General features: G+C 68.8%; 14 protein-coding genes and 1 pseudogene. 7 read left to right on the forward strand and 8 right to left on the reverse strand.

What is annotated here, in order from left to right; all coding sequences use genetic code 11:
• Nucleotides 1-13 precede the first annotated feature (13 nt).
• Nucleotides 14-907: a LysR substrate-binding domain-containing protein gene (locus M5E06_RS00700; RefSeq protein WP_252136800.1), complete on the reverse strand. Its 894-nt coding sequence runs from the start codon at nt 905-907 to the stop codon at nt 14-16.
• A 193-nt stretch (nt 908-1,100) separates the two neighbouring features.
• On the opposite strand from M5E06_RS00700, the gene M5E06_RS00705 reads away from it, so the two are divergent.
• Nucleotides 1,101-1,622, forward strand: a complete 522-nt coding sequence (locus M5E06_RS00705; RefSeq protein WP_252136801.1) for a substrate-binding domain-containing protein — start codon at nt 1,101-1,103, stop codon at nt 1,620-1,622.
• A 6-nt stretch (nt 1,623-1,628) separates the two neighbouring features.
• Here the strand turns inward: M5E06_RS00705 and M5E06_RS00710 are convergent, their stop codons facing one another.
• The gene (locus M5E06_RS00710) at nt 1,629-3,182 is read right to left on the reverse strand and encodes a helicase HerA domain-containing protein (RefSeq protein ID WP_252136802.1); all 1,554 of its coding nucleotides are present in this window, start codon (nt 3,180-3,182) and stop codon (nt 1,629-1,631) included.
• Between the two features lie 613 nt (nt 3,183-3,795).
• Between M5E06_RS00710 and M5E06_RS00715 the strand changes: the two genes are divergently transcribed.
• From M5E06_RS00715 to M5E06_RS00725, 3 genes and pseudogenes are all read left to right on the forward strand, one after another.
• Nucleotides 3,796-5,667, forward strand: a complete 1,872-nt coding sequence (locus M5E06_RS00715; RefSeq protein WP_252136803.1) for a GGDEF domain-containing protein — start codon at nt 3,796-3,798, stop codon at nt 5,665-5,667.
• Between the two features lie 74 nt (nt 5,668-5,741).
• Nucleotides 5,742-5,993: pseudogene (locus M5E06_RS00720) on the forward strand (BrnT family toxin); the annotation flags it as partial.
• Nucleotides 5,994-6,024: 31 nt separating this feature from the next.
• The gene (locus M5E06_RS00725) at nt 6,025-6,270 is read left to right on the forward strand and encodes a helix-turn-helix domain-containing protein (protein ID WP_252136805.1); all 246 of its coding nucleotides are present in this window, start codon (nt 6,025-6,027) and stop codon (nt 6,268-6,270) included.
• Nucleotides 6,271-6,293: 23 nt separating this feature from the next.
• Here M5E06_RS00725 and M5E06_RS00730 read toward each other — a convergent pair whose 3' ends face one another.
• From M5E06_RS00730 to M5E06_RS00755, 6 genes are all read right to left on the reverse strand, one after another.
• Nucleotides 6,294-7,073: an ABC transporter ATP-binding protein gene (locus tag M5E06_RS00730; protein WP_252136806.1), complete on the reverse strand. Its 780-nt coding sequence runs from the start codon at nt 7,071-7,073 to the stop codon at nt 6,294-6,296.
• Between the two features lie 5 nt (nt 7,074-7,078).
• Entirely contained in the window at nt 7,079-7,924 is an 846-nt protein-coding gene (locus tag M5E06_RS00735) for an ABC transporter ATP-binding protein (RefSeq protein ID WP_252136807.1), read from the reverse strand.
• A gap of 2 nt (nt 7,925-7,926) precedes the next feature.
• A complete protein-coding gene (gene nikC, locus M5E06_RS00740; protein WP_252136808.1) occupies nt 7,927-8,847 on the reverse strand; it encodes a nickel transporter permease in 921 nt (306 codons plus the stop codon).
• Nucleotides 8,844-9,854 carry an ABC transporter permease gene (locus M5E06_RS00745; protein ID WP_252136809.1) on the reverse strand — a complete coding sequence of 337 codons (1,011 nt, stop codon included), beginning with the start codon at nt 9,852-9,854 and terminating at the stop codon, nt 8,844-8,846. The genes nikC and M5E06_RS00745 overlap by 4 nt, the downstream gene beginning before the upstream one ends.
• A 269-nt stretch (nt 9,855-10,123) precedes the next feature.
• Nucleotides 10,124-11,128 carry a thioredoxin-disulfide reductase gene (gene trxB, locus M5E06_RS00750; RefSeq protein ID WP_252136810.1) on the reverse strand — a complete coding sequence of 335 codons (1,005 nt, stop codon included), beginning with the start codon at nt 11,126-11,128 and terminating at the stop codon, nt 10,124-10,126.
• A 51-nt stretch (nt 11,129-11,179) separates the two neighbouring features.
• Nucleotides 11,180-13,108: a hypothetical protein gene (locus M5E06_RS00755; RefSeq protein ID WP_252136811.1), complete on the reverse strand. Its 1,929-nt coding sequence runs from the start codon at nt 13,106-13,108 to the stop codon at nt 11,180-11,182.
• Nucleotides 13,109-13,346: 238 nt separating this feature from the next.
• Between M5E06_RS00755 and M5E06_RS00760 the strand changes: the two genes are divergently transcribed.
• From M5E06_RS00760 to M5E06_RS00770, 3 genes are all read left to right on the forward strand, one after another.
• The gene (locus tag M5E06_RS00760) at nt 13,347-13,970 is read left to right on the forward strand and encodes a PadR family transcriptional regulator (protein ID WP_252136812.1); all 624 of its coding nucleotides are present in this window, start codon (nt 13,347-13,349) and stop codon (nt 13,968-13,970) included.
• Nucleotides 13,971-13,990: 20 nt separating this feature from the next.
• Complete coding sequence (locus M5E06_RS00765) at nt 13,991-14,284, forward strand: DUF2218 domain-containing protein (protein WP_252136813.1); 294 nt, start codon at nt 13,991-13,993, stop codon at nt 14,282-14,284.
• Nucleotides 14,285-14,438: 154 nt separating this feature from the next.
• Nucleotides 14,439-14,894, forward strand: coding sequence for an RrF2 family transcriptional regulator (locus M5E06_RS00770; protein WP_042701959.1), 456 nt, complete (start codon nt 14,439-14,441; stop codon nt 14,892-14,894).
• Nucleotides 14,895-14,972 lie beyond the last annotated feature (78 nt).

The following is a 14,972-nucleotide window of genomic DNA, read 5'->3' on the forward strand; positions in this document are numbered from 1 at the left end:
CTCCCCCGCCGCTTTACCCCGCCAGGGCGAGCGGCGGGCGGGCCGGGCGCATCGCCGCCAAGCTCTCCACGATGAAGCCGACCAGCGGTTCGGCGAGGCGGCGGTTGCGCGGCGTCTCGCCGAAGATCGCCATTTCGACATTGCCCAACTCGGGCAGGCCGTCCTCCACCCCCAGCCGGCGCACACCGTCGGGCACCGAGGATTCGCTGAGCACCGCCACCCCCAGCCCGGCGCGGACGGCGGCCTGTACCCCCATGACGCTGGCGCTGGTGTAGACCACCCGCCAGGACCGGCCGGTCTCGCCCAGCGCCGCCAGTCCGCGGTTGCGGAAGACGCAGGGCGCCGGCAGGGCGCAGAAGGGCAGGGGGCCATCGGCCGGGATTTCCAGACCGGGGGCGGCGATCCAGCGCATCGGCTCGGTCCAGATGGCGCGGCCGCGGCCGTCGCCGGCATCGCGGCGCGAGATCACGAGGTCGAGATCGCCCCCATCCAGCGCCGAGACCAGATCGCTGCACATGCCCACCCGCACGTCGATGTGCAGGCGTGGGTGCAGCTTGGCGAAGCGGCGCAGCACATGGGGCAGGTGGTCGGACAGGAAATATTCGGCGACGCCCAGCCGCAGCTCGCCCTCCGCCGCCGGTTCGGTGAAGCGGCGCACCGTCTCGTCGTTCAGGTCCAGCATGCGACGGGCATAGCCCATCAGCAGTTCGCCGTCATGGGTCAGCGCCAGCGACCGGCTGGTGCGCTCGAACACCCGACGGCCGAGAAGATCCTCCAGTTTCTTGACCTTGACGCTGATCGCCGACTGCGTCCGGCCCAGCCGTTCGGCCGCCGCGGTGAAACCGCCGGCCTCCGCCACGGTGACGAAGGCGCGCAGAGCGTCGATCTCCAAGTCGGGCAGGGACATGAGGATGCATTCCGGATGGTCATTGGTGGGGCTCATCCTATCGCGATCACTCATGGATGGCGAGCGGCGCATCCGGGCGGCCTGTGGGACAAGCGGCGGCCGGGCCGTTGAAGCCGGGCGGGAGCGTCCTCATTGTCAGCCCCCGGGCCTTGCCGCCCGCATGCCTGACGTTGCTTGAGGAGAGAGACGCCCGATGATCCGTTTTTCCGCGCTGGCCGGCAGCTTGGTCTTTGCGCTTGCCGCTGCCGCTCTGCTCGCCGGTTGTCAAATGCCGGGTTCCATGCCGCCGCAGCAACAGACCGCCGCCCTGCCGCCGCCGGCCGTGCCCAAGCCGCCGCCGGAAGCCCGCGGCATCTGGATCGTCGGCAGTCCGGCCCTGCGCGGCACCGTCGATCAGGCGGCGGCCAAATATAACGGCGGTCCCGACACCAAGCCGCATCTCGACGCCCGCGGCACCGCCGCCGGCTTCCGCGCCTTCTGCGCCGGGGTCGGGCTGGACCACCCCGATATGGTGGCCTCCGACCGTCCGATCAGCGCCGCCGAATACAAGCGCTGCCGCGCCGCCGGCATCACGCTGACCGAGTATGATTTCGGGCCGAAGCGCTTCGTCTACGTCAAGGACTCGCACATGATGGCGGTGCCCGGCGTCAACGACTTCGTCACCAGCTGGAGCCAGACCGGCAAGCCGGTGAGCGCACCGACGGCGGGGAGCTGAGGCGGATCACCCCGCCGCGAACAGCCCGCCCTCGTCGGGGGCGTTGGCCGCGTCGTCGGCGTTGGGGTCGCCGAGCGCGGTTTCCCAGCCCAGTGCCGGCAGGGTGATGGCGCGGGTGTTGCCCAGGCCGCTGCGGCTGGTGATGAAGCCGCGCTGTTCCATGTAGGTCAGCAGGCGGCGGCCGCGTCCCTTCGACCGGCTGCCGCAGGCGCGCGCCACATCGGCGTCGGACGGGCAGGGGGCGTGGTCCAGCGCGGCGCGGGCCAGCAGCAGGAAGACCGGCTGGATGTCCTCCGCCAGGGTGGCGGCGACCTCCGTCGCGCGCTGCCAGGCGGGATCGTCGCCGCTGCCGGCCCCGGCGCGGGCGGTCGCCAGACGGCGACGGAAGGCGGGCAGGGCCAGCCGGTCGCCATCCACCCCGCGGCCCCGGCAGCGCACCAGAAAATCCTGGTACAGCACGGCCAGCGAGCGGTAGGGCGCTTCCGGATCGGCCAGAACCTCGGCTAGCACCTCGTCATAACCGGCCTCGCGCTCGGCGGCCTGCTCAGGCGTTTCCTCCGGCTCCAGCGGCAGCAGGGCCGGCTGTTCGGCGGCGCTTTCGTCGGTTGACGGCGGCGGGGCGGCGGGACGGACGCGCGCCAGCTGCGCCATCAGGTCGGCGCTGGCCGAGGTCGAGGGGCGGCGGACGTAGCGCGGCGGCTCCGGCTCGGTGGTGGTGAAGATCAGGTCGCGGGCGTCCTCGACCGGGGTGGTGGGCGGCGGCATCAGGGTCGGGCTGCCGGTGCGGCCCTGGGTCTCCACCGCGCCGATGCGCAACGGCAGCGGCCGGCGCGACAAAGCGGGGCCGAGCGCGATGAAATGGCCGCGCTCCAGGTCGCGGAACATCTCCGCCTGCCGGCGCTCCATGCCCAGCAGGTCGGCGGCGCGCGCCATGTCGATGTCGAGGAAGGTGCGGCCCATCAGGAAGTTCGACGCCTCGGCGGCGACGTTCTTCGCCAACTTCGCCAGACGCTGGGTGGCGATCACCCCGGCCAGCCCGCGCTTGCGCCCGCGGCACATCAGGTTGGTCATGGCGCCGAGCGAGACCTTGCGCGCCTCGTCCGACACCTCGCCGGCGGCCGAGGGGGCGAACAGCTGCGCCTCGTCCACCACCACCAGCATCGGATACCAGAAATCGCGGTCGGCATCGAACAGCCCGCCCAGGAAGGCGGCGGCGTGGCGCATCTGCATTTCCGCGTCCAGCCCTTCCAGGTTCAGGACGACGGAGACGCGGTGCTGGCGAACGCGGGCGGCGACCGATTGCAGGGCCGCCTCGCTGTGCTCGTCGGCCTCGACCACCACATGCCCGAAGCGTTCGGCCAGCGTGACGAAGTCGCCCTCCGGGTCGATCACCGCCTGCTGCACCCATTGGGCGCTCTGCTCGATCAGCCGGCGCAGCAGGTGCGACTTGCCCGAGCCGGAATTGCCCTGCACCAGCAGACGGGTCGCCAGCAGCTCTTCCAGGTCGAGCGTCGCGGCGCTGCCCGCGTTCGTCGCCCCCATGTCGATGCCGACCTTCATCCCGCTCGCCTCCCACTCACCCGGACCGCCTCCATAAATGGCGGGGCCTTCCTATAGCGCAGGCGGGCGCGGCGATACGAGGATTCGATTCGGGACAGCTGGGCCGCGGACGGGGAGCCACTCTCCGCCCGATTGAGTGGTAACGGCCCGGATGAGCGCTCCGGTGGTGGGGCGGGTCTTGCGGTGGAGAGCGATTTTGCCCATATTGTTGCGGACAGGAGGGTGCGGCTGGCACCGCACCCCCCGTCCGGTCCGGTTACTTCAGCAGGTCAAGGATTGCCTTGAGCAGTTGAAGCACCAGGACCAGGAGGACGAGTGCTTTTTCCACTCTGTGCTCCCAGGTAGGTGGGACGCGGGCGGTGGCCATTCCGCCGCCCGGTTCCCACAATTGCATGCATAGCGATGCATGGTGGTGCGGGCAATGCGCATTCCACCGCACCGTGTGCGTGGCCGGCCCGTGATCAACCGAAATTCAGATCCTGCCCGTTCCTCCGCGTCTGCGGCGGGAGGGCGCGTTGCGCAACACCGTGACGCTGCGGTCATGAAACCGCAAACAAGCTCTGTTACAAGCGGATGCTGATCTCATGCCGGATCGGCGCTGGCGGACCGAGCGATGACTGTGCTGACCACGACTATAGCCGGGGCCAAAACCGGGCGGACGGCAATCGATGCCGCCGGGGCCTATGGCGCGAACTGGACCGCCGTCCGCTCCGCCGAGGGTGCCGCCGCGGCGTTCGATTGGGCATCGGCGGTCGGGCTCTTGCGCTATGCCTTCCAACCGATCGTCCAGCTGCGGTCCGGCCGCTGCCATGGCTATGAGGCGCTGCTGCGCGGGTTCGAGCGCACCGGCTTCGCCAATGCGGGCGAGTTGCTGGACGCCGCCGAGGCCGCCGGCCTGCTGGCCACGGTGGAGACGGCGCTGCATGCCAAGGCGGTCGCCGCCTATCGCGCGCTGTCGGGGTGGAGCGAGGCGAAGCTGTTCCTGAACCTGGACGCCCGGCTGATCGGCCGGCCCGACTCGCCCTGGCTCGCCCGTGATCCGGCAGCATCGCGCAACAGCGGCATCGTGCTGGAGCTGTCGGAAAGCCGGCCGGTGCCCAGCGGCGTCGCGGTGGATGCGGCGGTGGACCGCTACCGCCAGAGCGGCGTCGGCATCGCCATCGACGATTTCGGCGTCGGCCATTCCGGCCTGCGCACGCTGTACGAGGCTCGGCCGGACTATGTGAAGATCGACCGCTTCTTCATCGCCGGCATCGATGCGGACTCGCGCAAGCGGGCGCTGGTGGCGGCGCTGGCCGGCCACGCCCATGCGTTGGGCATCCAGATCGTGGCGGAGGGGGTGGAGACCGCGACCGAGTTCTACACCTGTCGCGATTTGGGCTGCGACTTCGCACAGGGCTTCCTGATCGCCCGGCCGCGGGTGGATCTGACCGGGCTGCCCAACCGCTACGCGATGGTCGAGGATCTCAATCGCCAGGACCGCCGCCAGCCCAGCGAGTCGCACCGCCGCCTGTCGGAGGTGATCGAACGGCTGCCGCCGTTGCGGGTGGAGTCGCGCAAGACCGAACTGCTGGACTATTTCCGCCGCGACGGCAGCGCCCCCATCGCACCGATCTCCGACGAGCATGACCGGCCGCTCGGCCTGATCCGCGAGCGCGACCTGAAGCGTTACGTCTATTCGCGCTTCGGCGGGGAGTTGCTGCGCAACCGCGGCCTGGGCGACCGGCTGGACGATCTGGTCATCCGCTCCCCCGTCTGCGACATCTCCACCCCGCTGGACCGGGTGATCGAGGCCTTCTCCACCGAATCCGCCGCCGACGGGATCGTGATCGTCGAGGGCGGCGCCTATGCCGGCGTGCTGTCGAGCGGTGCCCTGCTGCGGCTGGTGCATGAGCGCAATCTGGCGATGGCGACCGACCAGAACCCGCTGACCCGGCTGCCGGGCAACGCGGCGATCCTGCGCCACATCGAAGGTGCGCTGGCCGATGCGGGGCGCGGCCATGTGCTGGCCTATCTGGATTTCGACAACTTCAAACCCTTCAACGACAATTTCGGCTTCCGCCAGGGCGACCGCGCCATCCTGATGTTCAGCGAGCGGCTGAAGGCCTGGGCCGGCAGCGCCGGGACGGCCGCCAGGACTGCCGACGCCTTCGCCGGTCATATCGGCGGCGACGACTTCTTCCTGGGCGTCAGCGGCGGCGAGGAGGGCGAGGTGCTGGCCCGGCTGGTGGAACTGCTGGCCCTGTTCCGTTCGGATGCCGAGAGCCTGTACGACGCCGAAACGCGGGTCAGCGGCGGGTTTTTGGCGAAAGACCGCTATGGGGCGCTGCGGCGCTTCCCCTTGCTGGCGGCCAGCGGGGTGGCCGTGGTGATCCCGCCCGGCTGCGGCCATCTGACCCCCGACGCCGTCAACGCCGCCATCGCCGACCATAAGGCCGCCGCCAAGGGTGCTGAGGACAAGCTGTGCGTGGTGCGGCTGGGGTGAGCTGACATGCCTCTGGCATGAACTCCGTCAATGACGTAGAATGACTTTCCACGGGTGAGCCATTCGATCCCGTTAAGAACCTGCTCAACCGCCGCAAGCACGGCTTGGACCTGTCCTTTGGGGCCGAGGTCCTTCGCGACCGCAATCTGATCGAAGCGCCCGATCTGTCCATGGATTATGGCGAGGAGCGCTTCAACGCGCTGGGCATGGTCAATGGCAGGATCTACGCAGTCACCTACACTGAGCGTGCGGAGGGGATAAGGTTCATTTCCGTGCGGGAGGCCGACAAACGCGAGGCGGCTTACTATTTCACAGCCAACTTCTGAGCAACGGCATCCTAGCCCCATGGTGATTCCGATGAGCGACCACGATAGCTTCACCGATCAGCAACTCGCCGCCATGCGGCATCCGCCCTTGGCGAAGCGGGTTCGCCGTTCGACCGGCCTGTCGCAGGAGGCGTTCGCCGAGCGTTTCGGCATTCCGCTACGCACGCTCCAGGAATGGGAGCAAGGGCGGCGGGAGCCGGACGCCGCCGTCGCGTCCTATCTGCGTGTCATCGAAAAGGAACCGGACATGGTCGCCCAGGTTCTGGCAGCCGAGTGACGGCAAAACGGCACCCAACTCCCTCACGCATAATCCCGGAAGCTTTCCGCCGTCGCGCGGTCGTAGCCCAGGCTGGCGCGCAGGAGTTGCAGCGTGTAGGGCTCACGCGCGGCACCCCGGCGCAACTCCTCGACGCTCATCTCCTCGACCAGCCGGCCGCGGTTCATCACGGCCAACCGGTCGCACAGATTAGCGACGACGGCGAGGTTGTGGGTGACCAGCACCAGGGTCAGGCCGTGCTCCGCCCGCAGCCGGCGCAGCAGGTTCAGGATTTCCGCCTGGACCGACACGTCGAGCGCCGAGGTCGGCTCGTCCAGCAATAGGACGCGCGGCTCCAGCACCAGGGCGCGGGCGATGGCAACGCGCTGGCGCTGGCCGCCCGACAGCTGGTGCGGGTAGCGGAAGCGGAAGGCCGGGCCGAGACCGACGTCGCGCAGCACCCGGTCGATGCGGGCGTCGGCGTCGCCCAGCCCGTGGATGGCGATCGGCTCGGCCAGGATGCGGTCCACCGTGTGGCGCGGGTGCAGCGAGCCGTAGGGGTCCTGGAACACCATCTGGCAGAGCTTGTAGAAGCCCTTTTGCCGTTTCGGTCCCTGCTCCGTGCCGGCGACGGCGATGCGGCCGGTCCAGTCGTCGTTCAGGCCGCTGACCGCGCGCAGGACGGTCGACTTGCCGGAGCCCGACTCGCCGACGAGGCCGAAGCTTTCCCCCTCCCGCACCGACAGGGTGACGCCGTCCACCGCGGTGACGGCATCGGCGCCGTCGCCGAAACTGACCCGCAGGTCCTGGATGTCGATCATCATCGTCCTTACGCCTCCATCCAGGCGGGGTCGCGGCTCAGCACCGGCAGGTCGCCCGGCGGCTCGTCGATCTTCGGCAGGCTGGCCAGCAGGCCGCGGGTGTAGGGGTGCTGGGCGGCGTGCAGCTCCGACGCGCGGCAGCTCTCCACCACCCGGCCGGCATACATGATGAGGATGCGGTCGCAGAAGGAGGCGACAAGGTTCAGGTCGTGGCTGACGAAGATCATGCCCATGCCGCGCTGGGAACAGAGGTCGTCGAGGATCGCCAGCACCTGCATCTGCACGGTGACGTCCAGGGCGGAGGTCGGCTCGTCGGCGATCAGCAGGTCGGGGTCGGGGATCAGCATCATCGCGATCATGATGCGCTGGCCCATGCCGCCCGACACCTCGTGCGGATAGCGGTCATAGACCCGCTCCGGATCGCGGATGCGCACGGCGGCCAGCATCTCCAGCGCGCGGCGCTTGGCCTCGGCGGCGCCGGCCTTGCTGTGGACGCGGTAGGCCTCGGCGATCTGGTGGCCGACGGTCATCACCGGGTTGAGGGAGTATTTCGGGTCCTGCATCACCATGGCGATGCGCCGGCCGCGGATGTCGCGCATGCGCTTGGCCGAGGCCGCCAGCAGATCCTCGCCGTTGAAGGCCAGCCGGTCGGCGGTGACCCGGCCCGGCGGGGGCACGAGGCGCAGGATGGAGCGGCCGGTCATCGACTTGCCGGATCCCGATTCGCCGACGATGCCCAGCTTCTCCCGCCCCAGCGTGAAGGAGACGCCGCGCACCGCCTCGGCCATGCCGGTGCGGGTGGGGAAGGCGACGCGGAGGTTGGAGACTTCGAGCAGGGGGGTATTATCGGTCATTGTCAGTCCCCCTTCGGGTCGAGCACGTCGCGCAGCCCGTCGCCCAGCAGGTTGAATCCCAGGCTGACGATGAAGATGGCGAAGCCCGGCATGGCGGCGACCCACCATTGCTCCAGCACATATTGCCGGCCGCTGGCGATCATCGCCCCCCATTCCGGCAGCGGCGGCTGGGCGCCGAGGCCGAGGAAGCCCAGCCCGGCGGCGGTCAGGATCACGCCGGCCATGTCCAGCGTCGTCCGCACGATCAGCGAGGCGACGCACAGCGGCATGATGTGGCCGAGGATGATGCGCAGGCTGGAGGCGCCTTGCAGCCGGGCGGCGCTGATGAAGTCGGCGCGGCGGACGGTCAGCGTCTCCGCCCGCGCGATGCGGGCATAGGGCGGCCAAGAGGTGATGGCGATGGCGATCACCGCATTCTCGATGCCGGGGCCGAGCGCGGCGACGAAGGCCAGCGCCAGGATCAGTTTGGGGAAGGCCAGCGCGATGTCGGTGATGCGCATCAGGACGGTGTCGACCCAGCCGCCGAAATAGCCGGCGACCGTGCCGATCACCAGCCCGGCCAGCGGCGCCGTCGCCGCCACCAGCGCCACGATCATCAGCGTCAGCCGCGCGCCGTGGATCAGGCGCGAGAGGATGTCGCGGCCGAAGGCGTCGGTGCCCAGCCAATGGGCCGCGCTCGGCGGCATCAGCCGGTTGTCCAGATTCTGGGCATAGGGATGGTAGGGCGCCAGCACCGGGGCCAGCGCTGCGACGACGACCAGGGCCAGCACGATCAGCAGCCCGGCGACGGCCAGCCGGTTGCGGCGGAAGGCGGTCCAGCCGGCCCAGGCGCGGCCAAGCCGGGCCTGCGCCCGGGACTGCGGCGTGTCGGTGGTCAGCCAGTCCCGCCAGCCGGCGGATCGGGTGTCGGTATGCGCGGTCATCGGGCACGCGGATCCAGAAGGCGATAGAGCAGGTCGGACAGCAGGTTCAGCGCGATGAAGACCGCACCGACCACCAGCGTCCCGCCCAGCACCGCGTTCATGTCGGCGCTGAGCAGCGAATTGGTGATGTAGAGCCCGAGGCCGGGCCAGGCGAACACCGTCTCGGTCAGCACCGACCCTTCCAGCAGGCTGGCATAGGACAGGGCGATGACGGTGATCAGCGGCACCGCGATGTTGCCCAGCGCATGGCGCCAGACCACGCGGGTCTCCGACAGGCCCTTCACCCGGGCGGTGGTGATGTATTCCTGACGCAGCTGGTCCAGCATGAAGCCGCGCGTCATCCGCGCGATGTAGGCGACGCTGTAGAGCCCGAGGATGGCCGACGGCAGAACCAGATGCTGGACGGCGTTCCAGAACATCTCGGTCTCGCCAGCCAGCAGGGCGTCGACGGTGACGATGCCGGTCACCGGATCGACCATGCCCTCGTAGAAGACGTCGACCCGCCCCGGTCCCGGCACCCAGTCCAGCTTGGCGTAGAACAGCAGCAGCGCCATCAGCCCGAGCCAGAAGATCGGCACCGAATGGCCGATCAGGCCGAGCAGGCGGATGGCATGGTCGGGCCAGCGCCCGCGGTGGGTGGCGGCGAACACGCCGGCCGGCACACCCAGCAGGGCGCCGAGCACGACGGCGACCGTCGCCAGCTCCAACGTCGCCGGGAAGACGCGCAGCACATCCTCCAGCACCGGGCGGGAGGTCAGCACCGAGGTGCCGAGGTCGCCCTGCAGCACATCGCCGACATAGCGGAGGAACTGCTGCCACAGCGGCAGGTCGAGGCCGAGCTGCGTGCGCATCTGCGCATAGCTTTCGGCGTTCGCCCGGTCGCCGAGCGCGGACAACACCGGGTCGATCGGCACGACGCGGCCGATCAGGAACGTGACCAGCAGCAGGCCCAGCAGGGTGGCGGCGACCGTGACCAGCAGGGTCAGGCCGCGTTTCAGCGTAGGCAAGTGGACTCCCTCGCGATTTGGAGGCGCTAGGGAATCACAGTCGGGGCTTTGTGCAAAGCCCGTCAAGGGCATAGGGGGGTATGAAAGGGAAGTGGGTGCTGTGGATGCGCCGCTTGCCCCCTCCCTATCCCTCCCCCGCGTTCCGCGGGAGAGGGGATTGGATGCTAGGTGCCGTGACGATTCGCAAATGAGAGGCGGAGTTCCCTCTCCCACCGACGGTGGGGGAGGGTTAGGGAGGGGGCATCCGCCGCTTGCGCTAAACCCTCAGCTCACCAAGTCCCCGCCGGGCTGGGGTCGCCATGGGCGCCGGCGGCCGGCTCGTGGTGGGCGAGCCAGCGTTCGGCCTCCAGCGCGGCCATGCAGCCCATGCCGGCGGCGGTGACCGCCTGACGATAGACCTTGTCCTTCACGTCGCCGGCGGCGAAGACGCCCGCGATGTCGGTGGCGGTCGAATCGGGGGCGGTGATGATGTAGCCCGACTCGTCCATCTTCACCTTGCCCTTGAAGATGCCGGTCGCCGGCTCGTGGCCGATGGCGACGAAGACGCCGGTCACCGGGATCACGCGCTCGTCACCCGACTTGACGTTCTTCACGCGGACGCCGGTGACGTTGCGCGGGTTGCCCATGGTGCCGTCGCCCTCGCCGACGATCTCCTCCACCGTGCTGTCCCACACCACCTCGATCTTCGGGTGGCGGAACAGGCGGTCCTGCATGATGCGTTCGGCGCGGAAGCTGTCGCGGCGGTGGATGACCGTCACCTTGGTGGCATGGTTGGTCAGGTACAGCGCCTCTTCGACCGCCGAGTTGCCGCCGCCGATCACCGCGACCTCCTTGCCGCGGAAGAAGAAGCCGTCGCAGGTGGCGCAGGCTGACACGCCGAAACCGCGGTAGATCTCCTCGGTCGAGATGCCGAGCCAGCGCGCCTGGGCGCCGGTGGCGATGATGACGCTGTCGGCGGTGTAGGTGTCGCCGCTGTCGCCCTTGCAGACGAAGGGGCGCTGGGTGAAGTCGACGTCGGTGATCAGGTCGAACACCATCTTGGTGCCGACATGTTCCGCCTGCTTCTGCATCTGCTCCATCAGCCAGGGGCCCTGGATCGGATCGGCGAAGCCGGGGTAGTTCTCCACATCGGTGGTGATCATCAGCTGGCCGCCCGGCTGCATGCCCTGGACCATCAGCGGTTCCAGATTGGCGCGCGCGGCATAGATGGCGGCGGTATAGCCGGCCGGGCCGGCGCCGATGATGAGGACCTTGGTGTGGTGCGTGGTGGCCATGGGTCTGATCCCGCAGTGATCGGCAGAAGGGAGTTCGCGATTGGAACGGTTCTAGAAGCCAAACATATGGTCGAGGCTGAAGGCGCTGTCACCGGCGGCAAGGCAGCCATGGTAGCCGAACAGGCGGCAGGTGGTGTCGCGAATCAGCACATAGGCATGCTCGCCAGCCGCCAACCGTTCCGCTTCCGAAAACATCTCGTGATAGCGCCAGAAGCGTGAGCCGCCGCAGGGGATCGCCAGCCGCTTGCGCGCCACTTCGACGCCGTCGCGCCGCACCAGGATCAGGCTGGTGTCGGAGGTGTCATGCCACCGGGTCGAGGCAGGGTAGACGAGGTGGCAGAGCGTGTCCCACGGGTCGGTGCCCAGCCGCAGGAACAGGCGGGTCGACAGGCCGGGCGGACGGCCATGGTAGCTCTGCGGCTCGTCGCGGTAGACCATCGCCATGTTGAACATGTGGCTGCCGAAGCTGGTCTCCGCCACATGGCCGGTCGTTACGTCCTCGTAACGGACCAGCGCGTGCAGCCAGCCGTCGGCAATCGTTCCGGCTTCGAAATCATAGACCAGCTCGACATGGCCCCAGCCATCGGCGACCGCCTTGTCGGCGACCAGCCCGGTGACGTCCAGCGCCACGCTGTCGGACCGCTTGAGGTTGCCGAAGCAGTGTTCGGCCACCGCGGCGCCGTTGCGGTCGTAGACGACGGCCTTCACCGGCAACTCGGTCTGCGCCGTGCTCATCGGCGTCGGCAGCAGAATGGTGCGCCAGCGGCCCATCGGCAGCAGCGGCGCCGGCAGGATGTGGCCCTTGCCGACGACGCCCTTGTCCATGGCGCCACCGGTCAGTTGGGGCAACTTGGGGTCGGGCTTCAGGTCGGTGCGCTCGACATTGGCATGGGCCATGCGGCGGCGGCCGTCGGCGGCGACGATCTCGTAGCGCGGACGGACGAAATGCTTGCCGGCCTGAACCTCGAACTGCTGGGGCCAGCGTGCCTCGGGGAACAGGCCGGCGACGTCCAGCTCGACGGTGGCGAAGGCCGGGACCGTCTGGTCGAGCCTGCGGATGTCGGGCGAGCCCATCAGGTTCAGGCCGACGGCGCCGGCCGGGATCGGCGTCGGGTGGCTGTTCTGGATCCACAGGGTCACCCGTTCGCCCTCGCGCGGGGCGGGCAGGCCGGCATAGAGGTCGGCCGGCCAGGCGTTGGCGTCGTGGGTGCAGGACAGCACGCTGTCGTCGTCGCCATAGGTGTCGAGGGCGTATTTCACCACGTCATGCCCGGCGGCGCCGATGACGTGCAGGAACAGCGAGCCGCAGAAGTCGGACAGGTTGAAGCGCTCGCGCACCTGCCGGCTGTCGATCACCACGGTGCCGTCGGTCGGCGGCATCGGCTCCGTCCAATCGGCGATGGGGCGGCCCTCGCCGTCGAACAGGCAGGCCCACAGCCGGGTGCCCTTGGCGCCGTAACGCGGCCAGTAATTGGCCGACACCACGCGGGTGTGGTGGCCGTCGCCGTCGCGGAACCAGGCGAAGTTGGTCGCCCAGTTGAACTTCGACAAGTAATGGCCGGGGTCGTTCAGCATGTCTTCCGGCACGCGCATGGCGTCGAGCGAGACGACGCCGGCCTGCTTCGGGATCAGATGCGCGATGTGGCCTTCCAGCCGCTGGGAATCGAAGGCGACGACGAAGACGGTGCGGGCGCCGCTGGACGGCAGGTCGGTCACCGGACGGGCGGCGTGGCCGAACACCTCGCGGCCGACCTGCTCCACGTCCTGGACATAGATCCCGCCGATGTCGATCGACGACAGGTCATAGAACTCCGCCAGCCCCGACAGCAGGCCCAGCGGGTCATAGACCGCCACCGGTCCGAAGGAGGCCAGCCGCGCGATCAGGATCGCGGCCTTGGGCGCCGCCAGCGGGTGGCCCACCGCCTTGAAGAAGCTGGAGCCGCCGGTGACGTTGGAAAAGGTCTCGATCCGAAGGGGCATGAGGACACACACACGCGAAAGCAATGCCAGGGCGTCGGTTATAGCCCCTTCGGCCGGGCGGGCGACAGAGATTTGCGGACGAACCCGATTTGTCGGGGGGCGGGCGTCACATGAGGGCCGCAGGAGCGCCGTATGGGACGCCGCCGGAGCGTCCGCCCGAAAATCGCCTCTTGTCCAAGAGCGGGTTTCGATATATCTAATTTTTCGTTATATCGAAACTGCATCAAGAGAGGGTTCCATGTTTCGGCATCTGTTTCACAATCACGGCCGCCGCTTCTCGCGTCCGGAGTTCGACGACGAGATGGCGGAGGGTCGGGGGGAAAGGCGCGGCAGGCACGGGCGCCACGGTCATCGCGGCGGCTGGGAAGGCTGGGGCGGCCATGGCAAAGGCGGCCGGGGGGAGCGGCGCATCTTCGACCATGGCGACCTGCGGCTGGTCCTGCTGTGGCTGATCGCGGAGAAGCCGCGCTCCGGCTATGACCTGATCAAGACGATCGAGGAGATGGTCGGCGGCGCCTACAGCCCCAGCCCCGGCGTCGTCTACCCGACCCTGACTTTGCTGGAGGAGCAGGGCCACATCCGGGTCGGCGCCACCGAGGGCAACAAGAAGCTCTACGAGATCATGCCGGAGGGCACGGCGGCGCTGGCGGCGGCGGAGCCGACGGTGGCGGCGGTGCGCGAGCGCATCGCCCATGCGAAGGCCTGCCGCCAGCGTGAATCGTCGCCGCAGATCGTCCGCGCCGTCGAGAACTTCAAGATGGCCCTGCGGATGCGCCTGTCACGCGGCGACCTGACGACGGAGCAGACCCAGGCCATCGCCGACATCATCGACAACGCCGCCCGCAGCGTCGAACGCATCTGACCGGACAGGAGACGATGACCATGGCCGCATCGACAGCGCGCATCGCGACGCCGAACGGGCGCCGCTACATGACCCAACTGTGCAAGCATTGGGCGCACAAGTTCGAGGTCGTTTATGACGACACCCAGGGTCTCGTTCCCTTCGGTCCCAACAGCCGCTGCCGCATGGCGGCCGACGCCGAGGGGTTGACCCTGACCCTGGAGGTGGAGGAGTCCGGGCAGATGGAGCGCATGCAGGGGGTGGTGATCGACCATCTGAAGCGCTTCGCCTTCCGCGAGGATTTGGGCGATGTGGCCTGGACCGGGGTGGGGTGAGGGCGCATTTTCCCGAATCTGTCTGCGACAAATCCTGTTGAGAATTACCGCGCCGACGGTGTAAAACGGTTCTTAACCAACAGGCGGGAATGGGAGAGAAGGCGGTTTTCCTCCGCCGGGCCGCCCATGGACAGATCACCGGGAGTCGTTCGTGATGCTCCGCATCTCCAAGAAGCTGATGTTCGCCATCGAGGCGGTCCTCGACATCGCCTACAACGCGGGCACCGAGCCGGTGCAGTCGGGGGAGATCACCCGGCGCCAGGGCATCCCGAAGCGTTATCTGGAACAGGTGCTGCAGCAGCTGGTGCGTGAAGGCGTGCTGGCCGGGGTGAGGGGCCCGCGCGGCGGCTACCGGCTGGCGCGGGAGCGGCGGCGCATCACGCTGGGCGAGATCGTCAAGGTCGTCCGCGCGATGGAGACCGCCACCGATCCGATCGAAGAGCCGGCCGGTTCCGTGCTGGGCCATCAGGTGGTGCGCCCACTGTGGGGCGAACTGCAGGAAGAGTGTATGGCGAAGCTCGACACCATCACCATCGAGGATCTGTGCATGCGTGCCCGCCGCGCCGGGGTGGAGAGCGAGACCGAGGACCGGATCGACTTCACCATCTGACGCCCTGATGTGGTGCCACGGCTGACTCGCTGGGGGTCGTTCGGACGGCCCGGCAGCACCACTTCCTGTTTGACAGTG

This window comes from Azospirillum sp. A1-3 (genome assembly GCF_023806445.1).
Taxonomy (GTDB): domain Bacteria; phylum Pseudomonadota; class Alphaproteobacteria; order Azospirillales; family Azospirillaceae; genus Azospirillum.

Excerpts from the sequence above, each read along its gene's own strand:
- M5E06_RS00700 (WP_252136800.1), bottom strand. The coding sequence starts at position 907 with ATGTCCCTGCCCGACTTGGAGATCGACGCTCTGCGCGCCTTCGTCACC.
- M5E06_RS00705 (WP_252136801.1), top strand. The coding sequence starts at position 1,101 with ATGATCCGTTTTTCCGCGCTGGCCGGCAGCTTGGTCTTTGCGCTTGCC.
- M5E06_RS00710 (WP_252136802.1), bottom strand. The coding sequence starts at position 3,182 with ATGAAGGTCGGCATCGACATGGGGGCGACGAACGCGGGCAGCGCCGCG.
- M5E06_RS00715 (WP_252136803.1), top strand. The coding sequence starts at position 3,796 with ATGACTGTGCTGACCACGACTATAGCCGGGGCCAAAACCGGGCGGACG.
- M5E06_RS00725 (WP_252136805.1), top strand. The coding sequence starts at position 6,025 with ATGAGCGACCACGATAGCTTCACCGATCAGCAACTCGCCGCCATGCGG.
- M5E06_RS00730 (WP_252136806.1), bottom strand. The coding sequence starts at position 7,073 with ATGATGATCGACATCCAGGACCTGCGGGTCAGTTTCGGCGACGGCGCC.
- M5E06_RS00735 (WP_252136807.1), bottom strand. The coding sequence starts at position 7,924 with ATGACCGATAATACCCCCCTGCTCGAAGTCTCCAACCTCCGCGTCGCC.
- nikC (WP_252136808.1), bottom strand. The coding sequence starts at position 8,847 with ATGACCGCGCATACCGACACCCGATCCGCCGGCTGGCGGGACTGGCTG.
- trxB (WP_252136810.1), bottom strand. The coding sequence starts at position 11,128 with ATGGCCACCACGCACCACACCAAGGTCCTCATCATCGGCGCCGGCCCG.
- M5E06_RS00755 (WP_252136811.1), bottom strand. The coding sequence starts at position 13,108 with ATGCCCCTTCGGATCGAGACCTTTTCCAACGTCACCGGCGGCTCCAGC.
- M5E06_RS00760 (WP_252136812.1), top strand. The coding sequence starts at position 13,347 with ATGTTTCGGCATCTGTTTCACAATCACGGCCGCCGCTTCTCGCGTCCG.
- M5E06_RS00765 (WP_252136813.1), top strand. The coding sequence starts at position 13,991 with ATGGCCGCATCGACAGCGCGCATCGCGACGCCGAACGGGCGCCGCTAC.
- M5E06_RS00770 (WP_042701959.1), top strand. The coding sequence starts at position 14,439 with ATGCTCCGCATCTCCAAGAAGCTGATGTTCGCCATCGAGGCGGTCCTC.